Annotated in this window: 16 protein-coding genes; 8 read left to right on the plus strand and 8 right to left on the minus strand. The window is 34.4% G+C overall.

Annotation, left to right across the window (positions count from 1 at the left end; all coding sequences use genetic code 11):
* Positions 1 to 430: 430 nt before the first annotated feature.
* Positions 431 to 1,291: a sigma-70 family RNA polymerase sigma factor gene (locus tag B5X55_RS14990; protein ID WP_079513448.1), complete on the minus strand. Its 861-nt coding sequence runs from the start codon at positions 1,289 to 1,291 to the stop codon at positions 431 to 433.
* 345 nt (positions 1,292 to 1,636) lie between these two features.
* Here B5X55_RS14990 and B5X55_RS14995 point away from each other — a divergent pair, with 345 nt between their 5' ends.
* The 4 genes from B5X55_RS14995 to B5X55_RS15010 all read left to right on the plus strand — a co-directional run bounded on the left by B5X55_RS14995 (position 1,637) and on the right by B5X55_RS15010 (position 5,548).
* On the plus strand, positions 1,637 to 2,992 hold the full coding sequence (locus B5X55_RS14995) for a M24 family metallopeptidase (protein WP_079513449.1): 1,356 nt from the start codon (positions 1,637 to 1,639) through the stop codon (positions 2,990 to 2,992).
* A 237-nt stretch (positions 2,993 to 3,229) separates the two neighbouring features.
* The gene (locus tag B5X55_RS15000) at positions 3,230 to 4,321 is read left to right on the plus strand and encodes a nickel-binding protein (RefSeq protein WP_079513450.1); all 1,092 of its coding nucleotides are present in this window, start codon (positions 3,230 to 3,232) and stop codon (positions 4,319 to 4,321) included.
* A gap of 128 nt (positions 4,322 to 4,449) precedes the next feature.
* Positions 4,450 to 4,959 (plus strand): nuclear transport factor 2 family protein, encoded by a 510-nt coding sequence (locus B5X55_RS15005; RefSeq protein WP_079513451.1) that lies wholly within the window; start codon positions 4,450 to 4,452, stop codon positions 4,957 to 4,959.
* Between the two features lie 79 nt (positions 4,960 to 5,038).
* Positions 5,039 to 5,548 (plus strand): nuclear transport factor 2 family protein, encoded by a 510-nt coding sequence (locus B5X55_RS15010; protein WP_079513452.1) that lies wholly within the window; start codon positions 5,039 to 5,041, stop codon positions 5,546 to 5,548.
* A gap of 106 nt (positions 5,549 to 5,654) precedes the next feature.
* On the opposite strand, the gene ppk2 (B5X55_RS15015) is transcribed toward B5X55_RS15010, so the two are convergent.
* Both ppk2 (B5X55_RS15015) and ppk2 (B5X55_RS15020) read right to left on the minus strand, forming a co-directional pair.
* Positions 5,655 to 6,491, minus strand: coding sequence for a polyphosphate kinase 2 (gene ppk2, locus B5X55_RS15015; protein WP_079513453.1), 837 nt, complete (start codon positions 6,489 to 6,491; stop codon positions 5,655 to 5,657).
* A gap of 32 nt (positions 6,492 to 6,523) precedes the next feature.
* A complete protein-coding gene (gene ppk2 / locus B5X55_RS15020; protein ID WP_079513454.1) occupies positions 6,524 to 7,372 on the minus strand; it encodes a polyphosphate kinase 2 in 849 nt (282 codons plus the stop codon).
* 145 nt (positions 7,373 to 7,517) lie between these two features.
* Here ppk2 (B5X55_RS15020) and B5X55_RS18815 point away from each other — a divergent pair, with 145 nt between their 5' ends.
* The gene (locus B5X55_RS18815) at positions 7,518 to 7,694 is read left to right on the plus strand and encodes a hypothetical protein (RefSeq protein WP_159447557.1); all 177 of its coding nucleotides are present in this window, start codon (positions 7,518 to 7,520) and stop codon (positions 7,692 to 7,694) included.
* On the opposite strand, the gene B5X55_RS15025 is transcribed toward B5X55_RS18815, so the two are convergent.
* Positions 7,691 to 9,682: a serine hydrolase gene (locus B5X55_RS15025; protein WP_079513455.1), complete on the minus strand. Its 1,992-nt coding sequence runs from the start codon at positions 9,680 to 9,682 to the stop codon at positions 7,691 to 7,693. The two genes, B5X55_RS18815 and B5X55_RS15025, sit on opposite strands and share 4 nt — an antisense overlap.
* A 124-nt stretch (positions 9,683 to 9,806) precedes the next feature.
* Between B5X55_RS15025 and B5X55_RS15030 the strand changes: the two genes are divergently transcribed.
* Complete coding sequence (locus B5X55_RS15030) at positions 9,807 to 10,670, plus strand: winged helix-turn-helix domain-containing protein (protein WP_234999755.1); 864 nt, start codon at positions 9,807 to 9,809, stop codon at positions 10,668 to 10,670.
* Between the two features lie 227 nt (positions 10,671 to 10,897).
* Here B5X55_RS15030 and B5X55_RS15035 read toward each other — a convergent pair whose 3' ends face one another.
* Positions 10,898 to 13,234, minus strand: coding sequence for an ABC transporter permease (locus tag B5X55_RS15035; RefSeq protein WP_079513457.1), 2,337 nt, complete (start codon positions 13,232 to 13,234; stop codon positions 10,898 to 10,900).
* 664 nt (positions 13,235 to 13,898) lie between these two features.
* Here B5X55_RS15035 and B5X55_RS15040 point away from each other — a divergent pair.
* Positions 13,899 to 14,819 carry a hypothetical protein gene (locus tag B5X55_RS15040; RefSeq protein WP_143814513.1) on the plus strand — a complete coding sequence of 307 codons (921 nt, stop codon included), beginning with the start codon at positions 13,899 to 13,901 and terminating at the stop codon, positions 14,817 to 14,819.
* A 102-nt stretch (positions 14,820 to 14,921) separates the two neighbouring features.
* The gene (locus tag B5X55_RS15045; RefSeq protein WP_079513459.1) at positions 14,922 to 15,701 is read left to right on the plus strand and encodes a hypothetical protein; all 780 of its coding nucleotides are present in this window, start codon (positions 14,922 to 14,924) and stop codon (positions 15,699 to 15,701) included.
* Positions 15,702 to 15,751: 50 nt separating this feature from the next.
* Here the strand turns inward: B5X55_RS15045 and B5X55_RS15050 are convergent, their stop codons facing one another.
* From B5X55_RS15050 to B5X55_RS15060, 3 genes are all read right to left on the minus strand, one after another.
* Entirely contained in the window at positions 15,752 to 17,779 is a 2,028-nt protein-coding gene (locus B5X55_RS15050; protein ID WP_079513460.1) for an NADPH-dependent 2,4-dienoyl-CoA reductase, read from the minus strand.
* Between the two features lie 196 nt (positions 17,780 to 17,975).
* Complete coding sequence (locus B5X55_RS15055) at positions 17,976 to 20,162, minus strand: amino acid permease (protein WP_079513461.1); 2,187 nt, start codon at positions 20,160 to 20,162, stop codon at positions 17,976 to 17,978.
* Positions 20,163 to 20,372: 210 nt separating this feature from the next.
* Entirely contained in the window at positions 20,373 to 21,404 is a 1,032-nt protein-coding gene (locus B5X55_RS15060; protein WP_079513621.1) for an AI-2E family transporter, read from the minus strand.
* Positions 21,405 to 21,691: the final 287 nt, after the last annotated feature.

Below are 21,691 nucleotides of genomic sequence, written 5' to 3' on the forward strand. Positions count from 1 at the left end.
ATATTACCTTTACGAATTAAGGGGGCTTTTGTTATATATTTATTCAAGTATGATAATATTGACGGTCATTTCGTAGTTTTTAATCAACTTTATATTATGCTAAATCAATTTAAAAACATAACCTAAGTAAAACCACTAATGTTTTGGTTATTATACCTTTAAATTAGAATTTCACGTATTTAATTTATCAATATTTACAGCCTTATTCAACTTAACTTTTTATAATATCAGAATTAGTAAAACAATAGAAATAAAATATTCCTATTCAGTAAATAGTATTCACAGTTTTAATACATTTTTACAAAAACATAAGAAATGAAATGATTTTGAGTTTAAACGTATACTTCATTTAGAATAAAACTAAAAACTTCAAACAAAAAGCCGACTATTAACAGTCGGCTTTTTGTTTGAATATATAGCTTTTAAAAAACTATAAATATGCTTTTAAAATCTCGTTATTAGATTTTTTCCTTAGTAGTCTTACGGCCTTTTCTCTAATTTGTCTTACACGCTCTCTGGTTATATCAAACAACTCGCCTATTTCACTTAAGCTTTTTGGGTGGCTTTCCCCAATACCATAATAAAGCTTTATAATTTCACTTTCTCTATTCGGTAAAGTATTAAGTGCTTGATTGATGTCCATTCTAAGGGAGTCTATCATCATATTTGAATCAGGACTATTTGTGTCCTGTGATGATATAACATCATATAAATTAGAAGATTCTCCTTCTGCGAATGGTGCATCCATAGATAAGTGCTTACTTGAATTTGTCATTGCAATTTTAACCTGCGAACCACTCATATCAAGCTCCTTAGCAATTTCTACTGTACTCGGGGGTCTTTGGTAAGACTGTTCTAATGTTGAGTATACCTTTTTTATTTTACTGATTTCACCAATTTTATTCAGTGGTAAACGCACCATACGAGATTGCTCTGAAATCGCAGATAATATTGATTGTCTAATCCACCATACTGCATATGAGATGAATTTAAAACCTCTTGTTTCGTCAAAGCGTTTTGCTGCTTTGACCAATCCAATATTTCCTTCGTTGATTAAATCTGAAAGCCGTAAACCACTTCCTTGATACTGTTTTGCTGTAGAAACTACAAAACGTAAATTTGCATTAACTAATTTATTAAGGGCAATTTGATCTCCTTCACGTATTCTTCTTGTCAGCTCCACTTCCTCATCTGCAGTAATCAATTCTATTTTTGATATTTCTTGAAAGTACTTTTCTAATGATTTAGTGTCTCTGTTTGTAATTTGTTTCGTGATCTTAAGTTGCCTCATATATTATATTGTTTTTTATCGTTACTATAATTTAACCTTATTTTGATGATATCCTAATAAAATCGAATATATATTAATTTTATTCTAAAGAATAATAAAAATGGTGTAATAAAATCTAGTTTTACGTTAGAATATGATATTATTTTATCAAATCAGTAATTTCTAGGACCTGTTTAAGTTTTGTGTTGTATTTAACCTAAAATACCTTGACTTGGGTTGATTTTCCTTCTTCGCTATTTTAAATATGGAATACACACATTTGAGTATAGATTTCAATTTAGTGTATGAGATTATTCATTCTTATTTAAAAAAACTCGAAATTCGGGACAACAATAGTAAACCAAAATGAAAATAACCACATGCATTCTAGTCTTCCTTTTCTCTTCCTTTTTTGTATTTAGTCAAACTCCGGTTCAATCCTATTTCGAATGGACAGATTTACCTTTTTCTAAAGAGGAACTTCATCAACGAAGAGAAAATTTGATGAATATTCTTATTAAGGATAGAAAAGATGGGATAGTTATTATTCCTGCAAATGACGGATTTTCATTTGGTGAGACCTTTCGACAAGCTGATGATTTTTATTATTTCACAGGGTTAGAATTACCTAATGCGCTATTAGTACTAGATTTAAGTAATCAATCTTCTATCATTTATTCACCTGAGAGAGACTTAAGGTTTGAAAATGGATCTAGAGTGAATGATTTTCCTGGAAGACCTCTTCTAAATGACAAAACGATATCTGAGCGCGCTGGTATATCCTTAGCTTCCATTAATGAGTTTGCATCAAGGATGACCAAAGCTGCGCTAAAGCATAAAACGATTTTAGTAAACAATGCTAGACGGGGTCAAATTGTATTGGCCTCTAATGAATACATAGCAACACATTCACCAGTTCAGGTTCTAATACAAGCTTTAGATAGTAGATACGCTGGATTTCAATATGAAAATATTTTTGAATCAATTGCAAACATTCGAATGATAAAATCTGAAAGTGAAATAGAAATTTTGCGCAAGGCGGCAGCAATTACAGTAGAAGGAATAAAGAATTCAGCTAAAGAAATAAAGGCTGGCGTAGATGAAAGGTACTTAGAAGGTATTTTAGAGGGCAACTACAAAGTAAACGGCTCGCAAAGATTAGCATTTGGATCAATCATTAAATCAGGGCCGAATTCGCATTGGCCATGGAGAATTTTAGCCACTCATTATAACCGTAGAAATAGGGTATTAGAAAATGGTGATTTGGTTATTTTCGATGTAGGTTGTGAATATGAACAATATGTAAGTGATATCGGAAGAACTTTTCCTGTCTCTGGGAAGTTTACTGCTCGGCAAAAAGAAATTCTAGTCATGGAAACAAAGATTGCCGATGAAATTATAAAATTTTTAAAGCCCGGCATCACCTTTAAAGACATTAAAGCTATTACCGATAATCTTATTCCTGAAGATTCAAAAAAATATATGCAAGTTGGTTTGTTTTTTGGTCATCACTTAGGCCTTTCTACCGGAGATCCAAGTCTTTCAGAAGCAACGCTAAAGCCAGGTATGGTATTCACTGTAGAACCATGGTATTATAACCATGATGAAAATATTTCGGTTTTCACTGAAGACATGATTGTTATTACAAAAGATGGTTGTGAGGTTTTAAGTAGTGATTTACCTAGAACTCCTGAGGCTTTAGAGGCTTTAATGAAAAAATAAAGATTTATTTCAAATTAATAGAATACGGTGCATAAGGCTTTAGAATAGGAGCGAAGTAAAGATTTTAAATATGAAATTAATTAAAAGATAACTTTTACGGCTTCCATTTTTCCAACTTCTTTGAATATTCTGTATTTTTAAATCCCCCCTTAATTTGATACTAGTATGCTCATTACAGATATATAATATCTGGTTTTGGGCTAAACCTATTTAATAGTCACAACAAGTAAAATACTTATGCCATTATTTTTAGACTTACACGATTTACCTGACGGCGTAACAGCTGCCCATGTAGCAGAAATGCACCAAGCAGATTTAGATATTGAACATAAATATAATTGTCGCGGACTAACCTATTGGTGCGATGAAATAAGAAAAACGGCCTTTTGTTTAATAGAAGCTCCAAGCAAAGAGGCTCTTATAGAATTACATGAAAATGCTCATGGTGCAGTGCCTACTAGAATAATAGAAGTTAATGATACTATTGTAGAATCTTTCTTGGGTCGAATCGAAGACCCAGAAAAATCTAAAAATACAATCTTGAATATCGTAAATGACCCTGCGTTTAGAACTTTGATGGTGGTTAAAATCAAAAACAAAAGTTTAAGAACAAGCGATATAAATACCCTGCAAGCCGCAATTAGAGGTTATACTAAAGCAATTAAAGCATTAACTACAAATCATAATGGCGGTTTAGTTCGAAGTGAAGCAAACACCTATCTAATGTCTTTTGCTTTGGTGAGCGATGCAATTCACTGTGCTAAGGATATATTGAACAGTTACAATAAAGTAGTTACGCCAGATTTGGAATTTAAAATAGGATTAAGTGCTGGTATACCAGTAACCGATAAAGATGGAATCTTTGAGGATACGATTAAAACCTCAGATTATTTAAGTGATATTGCAAAAGGTGACTTTACTATAACATCTGTTGTAAAGGATCTTTATGAAAGTGAAAATCAAAACAAATCAATAGAACACAAATCTATTAATGTGATTAAAACTAAAGATGAAGATTTTCTGATGCAATTAATGAGTATTACAGAAAAAATATGGTTTCACTCCACTACAAGTGTGAGTAATTTTGAAGAAAATTTAGGATATAGTAAATCGAAACTTTACCGAATGATGATGAATTTGGTGGGTAAATCTCCAAACATTTTTTTAAGAGATTATCGTTTACATAAAGCTTTAGAATTACTAAAAAAGAAACGTTCTAATGTTTCTGAAATTGCATATCAAACAGGATTTAATAGTCCCGCTTATTTTTCAAAATGCTTTCTTAAAAAATATGGCATTCAACCTTCCAATTTCTCATGCAATAATTAAATTACTGTATTTCAATTAGTTATAATTAAATTTGATCTGGTCTAAAATTACTTTTATTTGGTCCAAATGTAGGATTTCAGAAAATACTTCTAATCTACTTTTGTTGAGAACCAAATAAATATTTAATTATGAAGACAAAATTAATAGTAGCAGTAGTTATGATTTCTGGAATTCTATTTACAGGATTTACAGAAAAAGTTGAAACCCATAAGGTAAAAATTGATTTAATTAATGATGAATTTCCAGAATCCAAACAAGAAGTTCTAGAAACCTTCAGCGCCATTGCACAAAGCATTAAAGATGGCGATATGGATAAACTGATTTCTTTTCATGCGTACGGTCCAAAATTTACAGAATTCAAAAATGGAGCACCTAGAAATGGTGCCGCCGCCAATGAAGAGTATGAACGTACTGTTTTTGGTGCAGTCACCGAAGTAGTAAAATTCGATGCAAAAGATTTGCAGATTGCCGTTTATGGAGAAGTGGCCAATTTAACTTTCCATTCCGATTTTCAACTCAAATTCGGTGAAGACCTTGTGGTTGTAAACGACCAAATTACACTGTTATTTGTGAACACGGCTAATGGATGGAAAATGGTTCATGAACATCATTCTCCTTTAGCACAAGATAAGCTTTAAGAACATCTCCTCTAAGCACTAGCATCCAAATTAAGCTCTGGTTAAGGAGCTAATCCCTTAAACTGTAAAATATCTTATTATGAAAACAACATTAAAAATAACAGTACTTATAATCTTCGGGTTTTTATTTACGGCATGCTCAGATGACAATGAAATTGTAGTAAATCCTGGAATAGACATCAATTTAATTTTAGATGAATTTCCAGAAGCCAAACAAGAAGTCTTAGAAACTTTTGGCGCCATTGCGCAAAGCATTAAAGATGGCGATATGGATAAGCTGATTTCTTTTCATGCGTACGGTCCAAAATTTACAGAATTCAAAAATGGAGCACCTAGAAATGGTGGCGCCGCCAATGAAGAGCACGAACGTACTGTTTTTGGTGCAGTCACCGAAGTAATAAAATTCGATGCAAAAGATTTGCAGATTGCCGTGTATGGAGAGGTTGCCAATTTAACTTTTCACTCTGATTTTCATCTCAAATTTGGTGAAGACCTAGTAATCGTGAACGACCAAATAACCCTATTGTTTGTAAATACATCTAGTGGGTGGAAAATGGTTCATGAGCAACATTCGCCATTAAAAGGATAAATATTTAATTTAAAAAGCCCGGTACCTTTAATCACTTGGTTCTTGCCTATTAGTTACGTCTTATAGATTTACTCTATGCACAAGAACCATTAGTTTTAAGTTAAGTCTAAAGCTGTTCGTCGTTATCTTTTAAAATGGCTTTGTGCCGTATATTTTCCTTGTCTTTAACTTCGTAGGGAATTTTATTCAAAATATGTTCTAAAGCCGTAATCCTAGCAGATGTTTTCCTGTTCGCTTTAATAATTTTCCAAGGCACATATTTTTGAGTGTTCTTAAACATCAATTCTTTGTATGATGTGTATTCATCCCATAACGCCAAAGCCTTTCTATCTACATCGCTATATTTCCATTTTTTAATAGGGCTCGATGTAATATCCTTAAAGCGACGCTCTTGTTCATTTTTAGAAATAGAAAAGTAAAGTTTTACCAAATGAATATCAGAAAGTAACATCATGCGTTCCACATCATTTACTGAATCCATAAAATTTAGATATTGTTTTCTCGTACAAAAGTCGTTTACTGGTTCTACCACGGCACGGTTATACCAGCTTCTGTCAAAGAATACGATTTCACCTTCACGTGGAAAACGATTAATGTAGCGCTGAAAATACCATTGTCCTTCTTCTATCTCATCAGGCTTCGGCAAGGCTACTACGCGTACTTCTCTTGGGGGTAGATGTTCGGTAATACGCCTAATCGCACCTCCTTTACCAGCAGCATCACGACCTTCGAAAATAACAACGACTTTTTTATTGTTCTTAACCACCCATTGTTGCAAAACAAGTAATTCTTCTTGAAGCTTAGCCAAGCGTTTCTCATATTTGAGTGCATGTATCGCTTTTTTTGGGTCTAAGGTAGATTGTCTCAACAAGGCTAACAACCCCTTTTTAGTATTGATTGAAAGCAGTTCTTTTTCTTTTAAAGGCTTTTGTAATTTGCTCATGTGTAAAACGTTTAACTTAAAATAATTGCTGCTTATATTTTTATCTGTTGTCTAAAAAACCGATGTACAATATTAGGGTCTGGTAATAGATCTGGGCAATTAGTGCCCTTGCCATCATAATCGAACTGAGATAAAACAAATTTGATGCTTTCTACACGGGCCAACCTTTTATTATCGCTTTTTACAATAATCCAAGGACAGAAAGAGTTGTGAGTTCGAGCGAACATTTGATTTTTATAATAACTATAGTCTTCCCAAAGATCTTGACCTTTTTGGTCAACGGGACTAAATTTCCATTTTTTTAAAGGATTTCCCAATCTATTATCGAATCGCTTTTTCTGTTCGTCAATTGTTACTGAAAACCAAAATTTAATAATCTTGGTATCAGATTCATAGAGCATATGTTCAAACTCTGGTACTTGTACCATAAAGCGTTCGTACTGTTCTTTAGTACAAAAATCCATTACCGGTTCTACAACTGCCCGGTTGTACCAACTACGGTCAAAAAAAACGATTTCACCGGCATTTGGTAGTTCTTTTATATAGCGATTAAAGTACCATTGTTTACGTTCGATCTCAGTAGGTTTATTAAGTGCTACTATACGCATGGCACGAGGATTCAAATGCTCTGCAAAACGACGAATCGTGCCACCTTTACCTGAAGCATCTCGGCCTTCAAAGATGATGGCTATTTTTTTATCCTCTTTTTGAACCCACTTTTGAAAATCGACAAGCTCAGCCTGAAGTTGTAATAGCAGCCGTTCATAATAATATTTGTCTAACACATCTGCGTAGAGAGGCATGTCATTTTTAGATTGTTCTAAATATTCTAGTAAATGTGCCTTCGTTCTTAACTTGGCAAGTAACGTATTATCGATCATAGGCTATTATTAAGTCATGAAAATAAGGAAGAAACCTAAGTAAAAAGATGATAAAAGTCAATTTATTGCTTTTTAAAACGACAGTTAAATATTTAGTGCTTATGCCTTTTTTGAAATAGTTACTACATGTTTTGTATTAATAAGTATGAAAATACCCGTAATAACAGAATTTAGAAAATTGGCTTACAAATACTTAAACAAAGAAAGAAGCGCATTGGAAAATCGAGCATGGCAGGTTCACGATTTACAAAATACAACTAAAACCATTGAGCAATGGATATGGAATGGATTTGAATATAAAATGTATAAAATGGTTTTTTAATCGCAACTATTTTCTAGAACTTTTATTTCCTTTAAACCCTTCCATACCCTATGGCCAAAGTTTTTAGGAGAAATTCTAAAGACTATGATTGATGTGTTACTTTTTTTACATAGAACTTGTTCCACATTAAAGTTTAAAACAAGTGGTTTTCTTGTAACAAAAGTATCATAAATACTCGCTTTGCCAATAAAACTTCTATCCTTGTTTTGTGTAATTTCCACAGTAGTTTTTGGTAATTCAATATCCTTTTCTTTGTTAACTCCGCTCAATAAACCATCATAATACTTTTCGATATAGTCTTTTACTTGAGGTGTTGTAAGAGCTGTATTAAGATTAACTTTCCATGCAAAGGCGTATGTCCAAAAATTAGGCCTATTGGTATCATTCCAACCTTTAGGGAATCTTGCATCTTCAAAACCTTTAAGTTTAATACCCTGTGCAAAATGTAATGGAATAGCAAATAATTCCTTACCCCAAGTATCATTAGTTTTTAAGAGGTCTGTACTATAAGTAACGCCTAATTTTGCGAGCATTTCAATGGCATTATTATTTTTTGGATTTAATTCTAATGAAGTTTTATAATTGGTAATGGCTTCATCATTCTTGCCAAGTAACATAAGTGCTTCTGCATAGCTATCGTAAGGATTATCTCTATCAGGAAACACCTTGGTAGCTAACTTAAATACTTTAGCAGCATATATAGCATTTTCAGCATGTAAATACTTATATCCTGCAACAATAAGCTCTTGTTCGCTTGCATGATAATCTGGTGAGTCTTTATGTGCTCCATAGAACTCAATACCCTTATCGACGCCTTCTTTTTCAATGGTTTCTACCATAAATTTAGCTAACGGTTTTAACGGCAAATCATAAGGTTTGTTATATAATATTCCGGTTATAGCAGTCGTCATAGAATTAAGAAAACCACGACTCGTATTATTTAAGAGTATGATGGAAGCATTACTAGATGGAATTCTAGTATACAATGCACGAAAACCATCAATATTACCACTATGACCTACAGTTTCAACTTTTTCTGATGTATTACCTAAAGGTTTATTTATAAATTCCCAGCCATAACCATAATGTCCGCTATAACTTGGATCTATAATATGCTTTTCAAAAATGAGATCCATATATTTTTTTGGCAATAAGATTTCAGTATTTAATGCTTGATTCCACAAAAACATATCTTCAACTGTAGAATATATTGCTCCTGCAGCATAGGCAGAAGACTCATCAGAATTATCCGTATTAAAGTATTCTCCAAATCCCTTATTGTAACCAGATGCCATATTTTTAATAAGTGGTCGGTGTCTAAAAAAGCCAGAGTTTTTCATCTCAAGAGGTTCAAATATCTTTTCTTGTAATACGTCTTCATATGATTTCTCTGTAATGGTCTCTATAATGTAGCCTAAAAGCGTATATCCCGAATTACTATACTCAAAACGCTCACCAGGTATAAATTGAAGTGGTGCACCTGCAAATTGATTAACCATAGCTTTAGGTTTATTGTGTTTTTCTTTATCTGATCCATCACGAGTTAGTCCTGCCGTGTGGGTGAGTAGGTGATGTATCGTAATCTGATCACCATTTATTTTAGGATAATCTACTAGATAGGTTGAAATAGGTTTGTGTAAGTCCAATTTCTCTTCAGCCACTAACTGCATAATTAGCATTGCTGTAAATTGTTTTGTAAGTGAAGCTATTTTAAACTTGGTGTCTGTTTGATTAGGAATATCCCATTCCATATTAGCAAACCTTAAGCCCTTTTTAAAGATTACTTTTCCTTCTTCCGCTACTAAGACTGAGCCATTGAACATCTCGTAATCTGCGTATAAGTCAACTATTTCATTAATTTTTGAGACCTTATCCGATTTACTTAGCTGTTCTTTTTTAGGTTGGGTACAAGAAACTTGGTTTATAATACATATTAATAAAGTGAGCGTTTTAAGAATAGCACTAACATTAGTTTTAAATTGTTGCATCTATATGTTTTTAAAATCGATGAAGTGAAATTAGTCTGGTTTTCAGATTTATATGTCAAAAAAATGTAAAAGAAGTGTCAATCATTGCCAAACCTTGCAAAAGTTTAAGTTCTTTACAATCCTTATGAGCACTAAAAAAATTTATGTTTATTGTACCATTCTAGCCATCTTTTTATTTGGATATTTTTTTTCAGCATCCGATACCGCACCAGATGAGTTCTCTCAACACACTAAAATTGCTTTGAGAGCAGTTGGTCATCACTTATTACTCGCCGATAATGATAGCACAACAGTAGTGCTACCCATTATCGAGCTCTCGAAATATAATTATCTACTTTCTTTTGAACATGAATTTTCATTCTTGCCAAACGATTTGGTAAGAATTGTCAAAGAGCGATTTAACAAGGCTAAACTTCCTGATTATTATCGCGTTTCGGTGATACAGAAAAGTGATGATGAAGTTGCTTATAGTTATGAAATAAGTGCTGATGAAGAAAAAACTATTATTCCTTGTTCTGGAAGGCGCTTCTTAAAAAACCAATATGCTATAGAAGTCCTGTTTTTAGATAAGAGAACATCATATGTATATACCCAGGGGTTTTTATATCTCTTATTGCTGTTACTAGTTCTGTTTTTGTTTGAATTAATTAAAAGGAAAAAGACTACACCTGCAAAACTTCAAAAACCACATGAAAACTATATGCAAATTGGAAGTCTTAAATTTTATCCTGAGGAAAACAAATTGGTAAAAGAAGAACAAGAAATCAGACTTTCTAAAAAAGAATGTGAATTACTATCTATATTTATTTCAAAACCCAACGAAATAATTAAACGAGATGAATTGATCAAAAGAGTTTGGGAAGACAACGGTGTAATTGTAGGACGGAGTTTAGATACCTTTATCTCTAAGTTGCGTAAAAAATTAAAAATCGATGGCTCTATAAAATTGACCAACATACATGGTGTTGGTTATAAATTAGAAGTATAGTTAAAATATAAAATTTTTAAGATTATCATTATTATAGTTTATTCTCAACAGGTATTAACTGACCAACAATAGGAGGGAGGGCAATGTGTATAGTGCGAGCCAATTTGATTATGGCATTAGAAAAAATTGTTACTTGCACATAAATTTTACTTGCAATTATGCTGGAGTCTTCCTGTTTTTTTGTCATCCGTTGTGCTAAAAAAACAAAGACACAAAGTTTCTGGGGGCTATTCGTTTCTTAAACTTTTTAAGGGGTTTGCAGTAGCAGCTTTTATTGATTCGAAACTAACTGTAAGCAGCGATATACCAATTATTAATACAGCAGTTAGGCCAAATACCCACCATGGCATATTTATTCTATATTCATATTCTTCGAGCCATTTGGTCATGAAATAAGAAGAAATTGGTGTTCCAATTGCGACTCCAACGAGAATCAATTTTAAAAAGTCGCGTGTTATAAGCGAGGTAATGGTAAAAACAGAGGCACCTAATACTTTTCTAACACCAATTTCTTTGGTTTTTTGTTCGGCAGTAAATAGGACCAAACCAAACAAGCCCAAGCAAGAAATTAGAATGGCCAAAATAGAGAAGTAGGTTGATAATTTGTAAAATATAGATTCGCTCTTATAGAGTTTGTCATATTCCTGATCAATAAACCGATACTCAAAAGGAAAAGCTGGATTTAAATTAATATGAAGAGCTTCTAAAGCTGCCAATATTTGTTTTTCATTGCCCTTACTATATTTAACGAAGGCTATATTAAATTCGGAATACCCTTCACTTCTAATAATCATTGGGAAGATTGATTCTTTTAAAGAACCAAAGTGAAAATCTTTAACCACACCTACAATGGTTCCTGGATTTCCCCAAAACAATAGTGGTTGGCCTATCGGATTTTTCATCTTCATTTTATTCATGGCCGTCTCATTAATAAGATATTCAATATTTTCAGGGTTATTGTGAATAAGTTCTCTTCCCATAAGTAATTCAACACCATAGGTACCAACAAAGTCTGTACTTGCCACCATTCCTGTAAATAACGACTGATCATCAGCGCTCTTACTGTTCCAGATAACTTCTGGTGACGTACCATAGTCTCCTAGGGGAATATGCGACGTTTTTGTGACTGATTGAACTCCAGAAATTTGTAAAGCGCCACCTTTAAAGGCATCAAAATTATTTTGTAAGTCTTTTGACAGCGTGATTGCCAATAAATTCCCTCTGTCGAAACCGATATTTTTGTCTTGCACAAAATCAATTTGCTTTGAAATAATGATCATACTACTTATAAAGACAACCGAAATGGTAAACTGAAACACAACCAAACCTTTTCTAATCCATTTGGTACTGGAGCTGGTTTCAATTTTTTTCTTAAAAAGATCCGTAGAACTAAAGGAAGAAAGCAAAAATGCAGGATAACTACCGGATAGAAATCCAGTTAAGAGTGTAATTACGAAAACCATTGTCCATGTGGTAACAGGCAAATTTAACAGGTCAATGTTCTTTTCTGTGATGTCATTAAATACGGGTAGTGCAATTGCAATAAAGATTAAAGCAAAAAACAGACTTGTAAGCGATAGAAGCATGGCTTCTCCTAAGAATTGCACAATTAAACTGCTTTTACTCGCTCCTAAAACCTTTCTGGTCCCAATTTCTTTCGCTCTTTTCATATAGCCGGCAGAAGCTAAATTCATAAAATTAATGCTTGCAATTAGCATGATCAAGAAAGCTATTATCCCAAACATTCTTACATATATAATTTTCCCTTCGCCTTTTTCAATATCTGCAAACAGATAACTGTCTGCATACGATTGAAATCGAATTTCTAAATCCAATTCATAGTCTTTTAAGAATGATTTTAGTTTTTGTTCTAACTGTTCAACATCCGTTCCTTCTGCCAATTGAACGAAGGTATAGGTGCCTAGGTTTTTCCATTCATGCATCCACTCATTTTCAGCAAAAAGAGGCTCATAGGGTAAATAATAATCACTCTTCTCCGTCGAATCTTCACTGCTTAATTCAAAAACCATAGCTATTTCCAGCTCTTTTGAATTTTCGTAAGTGAGTGTTTGTCCAATGGCATCTTTTGAGTTTCCAAAGAACAATTCGGCCATTTCTTTTGAAATAGCAATGTGGCTTGGAGCGCTTAAAGCCTTCGAAGCATTTCCTTCTAAAATCTGAAATGAAAACATTTCAAAATAGTCTTCACTTACAAACTTTCCATTTTGCTTTAAAACCGTATTTCCATTGGAGAAGGTACTATTTCTGCTATTGTTGGTCATTGCGGTGACTTTCTCAATCTCCGGAATTTTTGTCTTTAACTCTTTATACAGAAGTGATGACGTGCCATAACCCAATGCCGTACCATCAGGTGATGTAAGATATATTGAATGGAGTTGATCTATGTTTGCATGATACTTGTTCATGCTATTCTCACTTGATATCCATAAATAGATGAGTAAAAAGCAAAATAACCCTGAGGTTAAACCTAAAATATTAAGCAAGAATAAAACCTTATTAGTGAAAATATTTCGCCAAGCTAATTTGATATAGTTTTTAATCATAATAGGTATCTCTAATTGTTAACTAATATATTCTCGGTTACTTTTTCAACATAAAATAATAAAACGAAAAATAAGGGTGACAAAATTTTCATAAGTCTATTTTTACTAAAGACGCAGAACTTCAGCAAACGTTACATTCAAGAACAAAGCTTCTTATTGAAACGTATCGCAATTTTATATAAAGTCAGATTATGGGTCATAAAAAGGAAAGGCCTGGTAGACCTTTTGTTTTTTGAGCTGTCTGGCCGCCCTTTTGGCGGAGGTTGGCGTGCTGGCCTTGTTTGGTACTACACTACCTTTTGCTAACGCTTCGTCTCGCTGAAACCCGCCCGAACGTAACTGTTTCGGTACGGGCGGAAGCCGACATATTGCACGATATTTAATATTGGCATATAAGGTAGCCTGTTCGCTATAGCTCTTTTCGAACGAAAGAATGAAGAGTCATGAAACAATACCATTTTACTAACCGTATTAAATTACATCGCTATTTCAATCATAGTGACTTCTTCATACATGCGGTGCTGAAAAATAAGTAGACTAGTCTTTCGCAACCGTTCGATATGAAAACAAGTCGGTAATTGTGCTACCTTTGTAGGTACGCTATTAGGTTGAATAACAACAGGCTAAAGCAACTACTAAGTTTGGCCAAGCTGATAATACAAAAATGAATACAAGCTTGAGAAATGAAAGCATCCCATTGAAAATGTGGCTAAAAAATTCGGTTACTTACTACGTGTTACTAGTTCTCATAGGCCTTATACTTTTGAGTTGTTCATCGACCAAAAAAAACAAGCAGAAGACAATCACTTCGAATTCCCATCAAAATACTACACAAGTACAAAGCAGTAATGGCAATACAGCTACACATAATTATGGTTTTGATGACCATGAATTTATTAGTCTAAGGCCAGTGTTAAGAAAAACAATACTATCCAATGCTTTAGATTCAGTGGCACAAATTGGTTCTCATACATCGGCCAACGAAAATGAATTTGTAGCTAATTTGATTGACAAAAGTCCGGTGGCAGATAGGATAGTAGAAAATTATCTCAATAGCGAAAATAAGGAGCCTAAAGGGCATTGCCTATCCGTAAGTAAAGGGCGTTTTGAACAGGCTTATAAAGAAGTTCACGGTCATTCGCTCTATCAAGATTTACCTACTAGCATGGCCACAAAAACATATACCCCAAAGCAAGTGTTTAATTTGCTGTACGCATCCGCTTCAGACTTAAGCGATGGATGGCGAAGCCTACCTGAGGAATATAGGGGCAAAGGTAATGCAGGTGCTATTGCCTATGCCGGTATGGGTACTATAGTTGATTCAACAGGAATTTGGAGTGGCCAATTACAACCCGGAGCACTCATGCAAGTATGGCGGTTTAAAGACGATTATGAAAAGGTAGTGCAAGGCGTAAATGTTAAAAAACTGGATCCTTATGGACATTCGTTTATTTTTATAAGTTATGTGCGCGATGAAAAAAATGCAATTATTGGATTTAAAATTGCCGATCAAGGTTTTCAAAGCTACAGGCCTCTAGTACCTAGAGATTATGAAGTATGGTGGGCAGTAAATCTCAGTATTTAAAGGGCAGTTAAACACTATAATAAAAGTTTAACATTTTTATTGTAATTTCTTCTTAACTAATACGTTACAAAGATAGCGTCTGATTCCTAAATCTAAAAAAATATGCTACTATTTTCATTACTACTTACTTTAGGCTTTACAAACGAAATTCCACCTAAAGTAGAAGAGGTTGCAGTTTATCCTATGGCTGCTGAAAAACCATTGCCTGTATTGAAATCTAGGAATTTCAAGGGAACTGTAAACTTTGATTATAATACGGATTTAGATAGTATTGCTGAATCTTATGCTAATAGTAAAGTAGATGCTGGTGAACTTCGTTTGCGTTTAAAAGAAGGTCTTCGTTTGGGCACTATTTCTTTTGATAATATTAAAACAGAATTTACCAATCAATTAGTAGATAAAATTATACCGCATTGGTACGGTACTCCTTGGAGTTTTGGGGGCCATACAACCATACCGAACCAAGGTAAAATTGCATGTGGTTATTTTATATCAACCACCTTACGCGATATGGGTATAAAACTCAACAGGTTTACATTGGCTCAAAAATCACCTTTAGACGAGGCTAAAATGATTAGCTGTGGCTCGGTTATAAATAAAGTGGTACAAGATACCCCAGAAAAAGCCTTCGAAGAGATTGATAGTTTAACCAAAGAGGGACTCTATTTTATAGGTTTTGATGAGGGCCATGTAGGCTATCTTTTAAAACGAGAAGGCGAACTATTTCTTATCCATTCCAACTATCTTAACCCTGTGTCAGTTTGTATGGAAACCCTAAAAGAATCACGTGTTTTTAAGCGTTTTACCAAATTTCATCTGGTAGATATTTCTCATAACGATACGCTTCTGCAACGTTGGTTAGACAATGGCAACGTATTGTAATTATTTTGCTATACTAATAGCAGGCGCCTTATACTTAAACATCATTTTACTTAAATTTCAGCGGCTAATCTACTTGCTTGATTTATAGCACGTTTTGCGTCCAATTCAGAAGCAACATCCGCTCCTCCAACAACATGCACTTTAATACCTGCTGCTTCTAATGGGGCAAATAATTCTTTCAATGGCAATTGACCTGCACATATGATAACGGTATCTACCGCTAATACTTTTTGTTCTTCATTTTGAACATAATGCAATCCTTCATCATCAATTTTGGTGTACTGTACATTGTTGATAAATTGAACGTTTTTCTTTTTCAATGTAGACCGATGAATCCAGCCTGTCGTCTTTCCTAAATTGGCGCCAAATTTACCTTTGCTTCGTTTAAACATAAAAATTTCTCGTGGAGATGGATGAACAACTGCTTGAACTCCTTCAATACCACTTCTTGCGGTCATGGTTTTATCTATTCCCCATTCTTTTAACCAAGCATCAATATTCAATGAAGTGCTTTCACCTTCATGTGCTATGTATTCTGATACGTCAAAGCCAATGCCTCCCGCACCAATAACGGCAACACGTTTGCCAACTGGCTTTTTTAACTTTAGAACGTCTATATAGTTTACTACTTTAGGATGGCCAATGCCTTCCATTTTTGGAGTTCTTGGTTGAATTCCTGTTGCTAATATCACTTCATCAAAACCTTCATTTTGTAAATCCTCGGCCTTTACTCGTGTATTTAATTTTACCGTTACCTGATGCAATGCGATTTGAGTATTGAAATAACGAATGGTTTCGTAAAACTCTTCTTTCCCAGGAATTTGCTTTGCCATGTTGAATTGTCCTCCAATCTCTTTATCGGCATCAAAAAGGGTAACATCATGTCCGCGTTGTGCGGCAATGGTAGATGCTGCTAATCCCGCAGGGCCGGCACCTACAACGGCAATCTTTTTCTTTTTCTCCGTAGGTAGATAATTGAGCTCCGTTTCATGACACGCTCTCGGGTTTACCAAGCAACTCGCTACTTTCTGCTCAAAAACATGGTCTAAACAAGCTTGATTACAACCTATGCAAGTATTTATTTCATCTGCCTTATTTGCTGCTGCTTTATTTACCCATTCTGGGTCTGCTAAAAAAGGTCGTGCCATCGAAATCAAATCTGCATGACCTTCTGCCAATACCTTTTCGGCCGTTTCTGGCATGTTGATTCTATTAGAAGTCACTAATGGAATAGTTAGTTCTTCTTTCATCTTTTTAGTTACCCAAGTAAATGCAGCCCTGGGTACCGATGTCGCAATGGTGGGTATACGTGCTTCATGCCAACCGATTCCTGTATTTATAATCGTAGCACCCGCTTTTTCAATTTCCTTACCTAAAGCAACTACTTCTTGCCAAGAGCTTCCTTTTTCTACTAAATCTAACATCGATAACCGATAGATGATGATAAACTCGGTTCCAACGGCTTCTCGCGTTTGCTTTACTAATGCTATGGGTAAACGCATTCGGTTTTCATATCTTCCACCATAATCATCGGTACGCTTATTTGTTCTTTCCGTAATAAATTGATTGATTAAATACCCTTCAGAACCCATAATTTCTACGCCATCATAACCTGCTGATTTTGCTAGTTTTGCAGAGTTTACAAAGTCACGTATGGTACGTTTAATACCAGATTGTTTGAGTTTAAAAGGTTTAAAAGGACTTATGGGTGATTTTATGGCAGAAGGGGCAACCGCTAGCGGATGATACCCATAACGCCCAGCGTGTAAAATTTGCATACATATTTTACCACCTTCTTTATGTACGGCATCGGTAATAACTTTATGATGTTTTGCATGTTTTTTTGAACTCATACGTGCCGAAAAAGGAGCTGTCCAGCCTTGTACATTAGGGGAAATTCCGCCAGAAACAATTAACCCAGCGCCACCTTTTGCTCGTTCTGCATAATAAGCAGCTATTTTTTCTAAACCATTTTTTTGCTCTTCTAACCCTGTATGCATAGAACCCATAATAATTCGGTTTTTAAGGGTTGTAAAACCTAAGTCTAAGGGCTCGAAAATATGGGTGTACTTGGTCATTTTTTATAACGGTTTTTGAATAATTACTATGCATGCATACTAATTGGTAAGTTACGTTTTTTTATAATGAATGAATGAGAGAGGATATAACTCTTTTATTTTAAATCGTTCCTAGAACTAACGAGAGGCTTGCAAGTTTTAATAACAAATGTGGGGTATAGCTTTGCGACCTTTTAATCAGTCATCATAGGTCAATCTATACCAAAGCATTTTCGCTAAAACTATCCATGCAAAAAATTGCAGAAGTTCTAGAAAACTCAGCAACTTTAATCATGTCCTCAATACTAAGGTCAGGTCTCAGAGGTAGAATATTTAGGTCGGTACGGTTTGTAGTCAACAATTCCAGTTCGTCATGTAGTGAATAGTGCTCAATTTTTGTATGTATTGGAAAACGTACCAAATCATTCAAAACTGAAATATCTTTTTCAGAACTGTTACTTTGATTGTCCCTTGCTAAACGTACACTAATGTTCCCTTCCCAATTTTTTTGAAGAAGTAATGCTATAAGAACTGAAAGGTCATTATTACTAAGGTCATAATTGGTTTTCCAAGCCGGAGAAAAATCCTTTAGCCAAAGGGTAATATCCTTCTCAAGTGAAAGACCTACATTTTCAAAAGGTACATATAGTAGCACCCCATATCTATTTTGTCGGGCAATTTCAATAATGTTCATATAACTTTCGTTGAACCTTCCATCGCCGCTTACCGATAGAAAAACTGTATTGGGTTTAAAAAAAGCAGCATTTAACGACTGCATGCTTATTTTAATAGATTCTGCAAAATCATTACCGCTTACATAGGTATAACTTGTTGCAATATTTTTTGATTTTAGACGTCTAATGACCTCAGGAAGAAAGTTGATTAGTTTATCTTCAATATCCTTATTTAAATTACTTACAGCCAAGAATTTAATAGAACCTTTAGGGGCAACAATACTTTCTATCAGTTTAAATGAACGTCTTATTTCCTTGGGTGCCGTAACCGGAATGAGAAGATCAGGCCTCCAAGAACGCACCTCTCTTGTCGGACTTAATTCTGTTGTTTTTTTTGTTGCCCATGCTGCCAATGCAGTGAAAAGTCCACTGCGAGAGTCTCCCGCATCAGACTTTAGTTTTTTCTTAACCAAGTAATAGTAGAAAAACACAATCAAAATAAGCGATGCTAAAGCAATTGCAGCATTGATTATAAACATTACGGTCAAAGAACCAAAAGCCCCAATAAGTGGCACTGCAATAGGTATTTTTAAAGTAGGCCTAAAACTAGGTAGTGACAGTGACTGTTCAATTAGGGCTACCACATTTACCATAGCATAGGTAATCATAAAGAACATGGTTATTAAAGGGGCTATTGTATTTAAGTCACGTAGTGAAAGCCCAACAAGTACAATTATTGCCGTAATAATCATAGCGTTAAAGGGCTCTCCTTTTTTATTGGTTTTTGCTAAGAATTCGCTTTTCGGAAGAATTCTTTTTTCTCCTAAGGCCAGTAATATTCTGGGAGCTCCTACAAACGAACCTAATGCCGATGAAAGCGTAGCTCCTAATAAACCAGCAAGAACGATGGGTGCATAATAAGATTTATCAATAAATACGTTGTAATTTTCAACGAGTTCCTTGGGTGTCGCTAGTAATGCTGCCACAAAAACCAGCGCCATGTAAACCAAAGTGGAAATTATAACAGCAGTTATCGTTCCCCTTGGAATGCTTTTTCTCGGATTTTCCAAGTCTCCAGACATATTTGCTCCAGCCATTACGCCAGTTACCGCAGGAAAGAATACTGCAAATACCAACCAAAAAGAGGAACCTTCAAAATTATTTTCCTTTGAACCTGGGTAATCTCCAAACCAAACAAAATCATAATTGAGCTCAGTAATAAAAAGTCCTCCCACAATAGATGCTATCGACAAGATAATAATTGCCATAATCACATATTGAATCTTAAAGGCAAAACTGGTGCTTATAAAAGCGATGGCCATAACAAGGATAAAGACGAAAATATCTAACAACAGCGGACTAAATTCGGGTAAAATAGATTGTAGACCTTCCCTAAAACCAAAAATGTACATCGCTACGGCAATTGCCTGCGAGAAAAAGAAGGGTATACCTATGGCACCTCCAATTTCAAGTCCTAACGATTGGGAAATAAGGCTAAACGCCCCGCCTGACCCTATACGAATATTGGTAGTTATACTCGATAGGGACAACGCTGTTGAAAGTGTAATTGATACTGCCACAACAATAATCAATAGTGCTCCCATAACGCCTGCATTCCCAACCACCCAAGGATGCCGTATATACATAATTACGCCAAGAACCGTAAGAAAGGTAGGAGTAAAGACCCCCGCCATCATACCGAATTTTTTGATTTCGTTGGTTTTATCCATTATGAGGATTTTTGAGCCATCGTATTTATTTGACTAAAGTTAGTTGTTGGTCATAGCATTGTAAATGATAAATATCATTAGAATGTCTATTGAAAAATGCAATGAATTAAAAATAATTCGTACACATTTTACTGAACAAATGAATTTAAAAACATCTTTTGAGAATTAACAATTAATAAGTTAAAGATATTATCGGTCAAGATGCCATGACTATAGATTTACTTCATTTTTAGAGGTTATACTTCCATATTCCTTGGTATATACTCTAACCATCATTAAAAACAGGCTAATAAGCAATGGACCGAAAATTAAACCTATAAAACCAAAAATGGGTACCCCTATAATTACCCCTATCAATGTGATTAAAGGGTGTACATCATCTAACTTGTTCAAAACGTATACACGAATTACATTGTCAGTGGTACCTACAATGAGAATACCATACAATAAAATACCCCAAGCCTGAAAATTGTTGTCATTTGATAATGCTATTAAAAAGACAGGGATGATACCAATAATGGCTCCTATCACGGGCACCATAGATCCAACAGTTACTATTACTGCCCAAAAGAAAGGTTGTTCAATACCAAAGATTAAAAACCCAATTAAAGCAACTACTCCCTGAGCAATCGCTACGACAGGAATCCCAATCGCATTGGAGCGCACCTTCTCCCTAATTTCATTAGATATCAATCCACTATATTTCTTTTTAAAAGGGGTATACGTACCCAAGACTGCATTTAACTCCTCATTTTTAGTCAACATAAAATATAGTATAAAATACATCATTGCGATAGCGATGACCATATTTACCGAGCCTCCCAGTACACCCTGCAGTCCTTCAGATAATGTAGATGATATTTTTTCCGGTTCTATACTTGAGGTTAAGTCCACTCCAAAGTTATTTTCCCAAATAACTATTTTCTGTTTGATCAGATTAATATAGTGTTCAAAATCATTAAGACCCTTACCCACTTTTTTACCTAACATCAAGCCTACTCCTGCAAAAGGGAGTAAAATACAAAAAAAGGATAGCACCAATAATAATAATGCCGCTAAGCCCGGGCGCCAATTTTTAGAGGTCAATTTCTTCATTGGCCCCAATAACAAAATATATAGAGTTAATGCTCCTAAAAAACCAGAGAGATAAGGAACCAGTGACTTAAATAATATACCACCCATCAGTACAATAAATAATATCATAAAGACTTGGCGAATAATTTCAGCAGGTATTGTTTTCATATTAATATCAACTTTAAACACATATATCGGATTAAGTTATTTCCGGATAATAACATAAAATTAAGTTCGGTAAAACATATGGATTCACAAGCATATTTTTTGTTATACTTTTAAACTTTATCATCGTTTCCTACTTTACTTCTTAGTCTCATAGCTTTGCTAAATACAATCGGAATATCATACATACAGACTATACTTTGAGAAGAAAGCAAATGACCAATAGTTTATTCAGGGTAGGCAAATGACTCAAAATGTACAAGTGTAATAAGGTACTAATAGGTTTATTA

The sequence above is a fragment of the Maribacter arcticus genome (assembly GCF_900167935.1).
GTDB classification, from domain to species: Bacteria; Bacteroidota; Bacteroidia; order Flavobacteriales; family Flavobacteriaceae; genus Maribacter; species Maribacter arcticus.

Coding starts and splice junctions, on each gene's coding strand:
- B5X55_RS14990 (WP_079513448.1), bottom strand. CDS start 1,291: ATGAGGCAACTTAAGATCACGAAACAAATTACAAACAGAGACACTAAA.
- B5X55_RS14995 (WP_079513449.1), top strand. CDS start 1,637: ATGAAAATAACCACATGCATTCTAGTCTTCCTTTTCTCTTCCTTTTTT.
- B5X55_RS15000 (WP_079513450.1), top strand. CDS start 3,230: ATGCCATTATTTTTAGACTTACACGATTTACCTGACGGCGTAACAGCT.
- B5X55_RS15005 (WP_079513451.1), top strand. CDS start 4,450: ATGAAGACAAAATTAATAGTAGCAGTAGTTATGATTTCTGGAATTCTA.
- B5X55_RS15010 (WP_079513452.1), top strand. CDS start 5,039: ATGAAAACAACATTAAAAATAACAGTACTTATAATCTTCGGGTTTTTA.
- ppk2 (WP_079513453.1), bottom strand. CDS start 6,491: ATGAGCAAATTACAAAAGCCTTTAAAAGAAAAAGAACTGCTTTCAATC.
- ppk2 (WP_079513454.1), bottom strand. CDS start 7,372: ATGATCGATAATACGTTACTTGCCAAGTTAAGAACGAAGGCACATTTA.
- B5X55_RS18815 (WP_159447557.1), top strand. CDS start 7,518: ATGAAAATACCCGTAATAACAGAATTTAGAAAATTGGCTTACAAATAC.
- B5X55_RS15025 (WP_079513455.1), bottom strand. CDS start 9,682: ATGCAACAATTTAAAACTAATGTTAGTGCTATTCTTAAAACGCTCACT.
- B5X55_RS15030 (WP_234999755.1), top strand. CDS start 9,807: ATGAGCACTAAAAAAATTTATGTTTATTGTACCATTCTAGCCATCTTT.
- B5X55_RS15035 (WP_079513457.1), bottom strand. CDS start 13,234: ATGATTAAAAACTATATCAAATTAGCTTGGCGAAATATTTTCACTAAT.
- B5X55_RS15040 (WP_143814513.1), top strand. CDS start 13,899: ATGAATACAAGCTTGAGAAATGAAAGCATCCCATTGAAAATGTGGCTA.
- B5X55_RS15045 (WP_079513459.1), top strand. CDS start 14,922: ATGCTACTATTTTCATTACTACTTACTTTAGGCTTTACAAACGAAATT.
- B5X55_RS15050 (WP_079513460.1), bottom strand. CDS start 17,779: ATGACCAAGTACACCCATATTTTCGAGCCCTTAGACTTAGGTTTTACA.
- B5X55_RS15055 (WP_079513461.1), bottom strand. CDS start 20,162: ATGGATAAAACCAACGAAATCAAAAAATTCGGTATGATGGCGGGGGTC.
- B5X55_RS15060 (WP_079513621.1), bottom strand. CDS start 21,404: ATGAAAACAATACCTGCTGAAATTATTCGCCAAGTCTTTATGATATTA.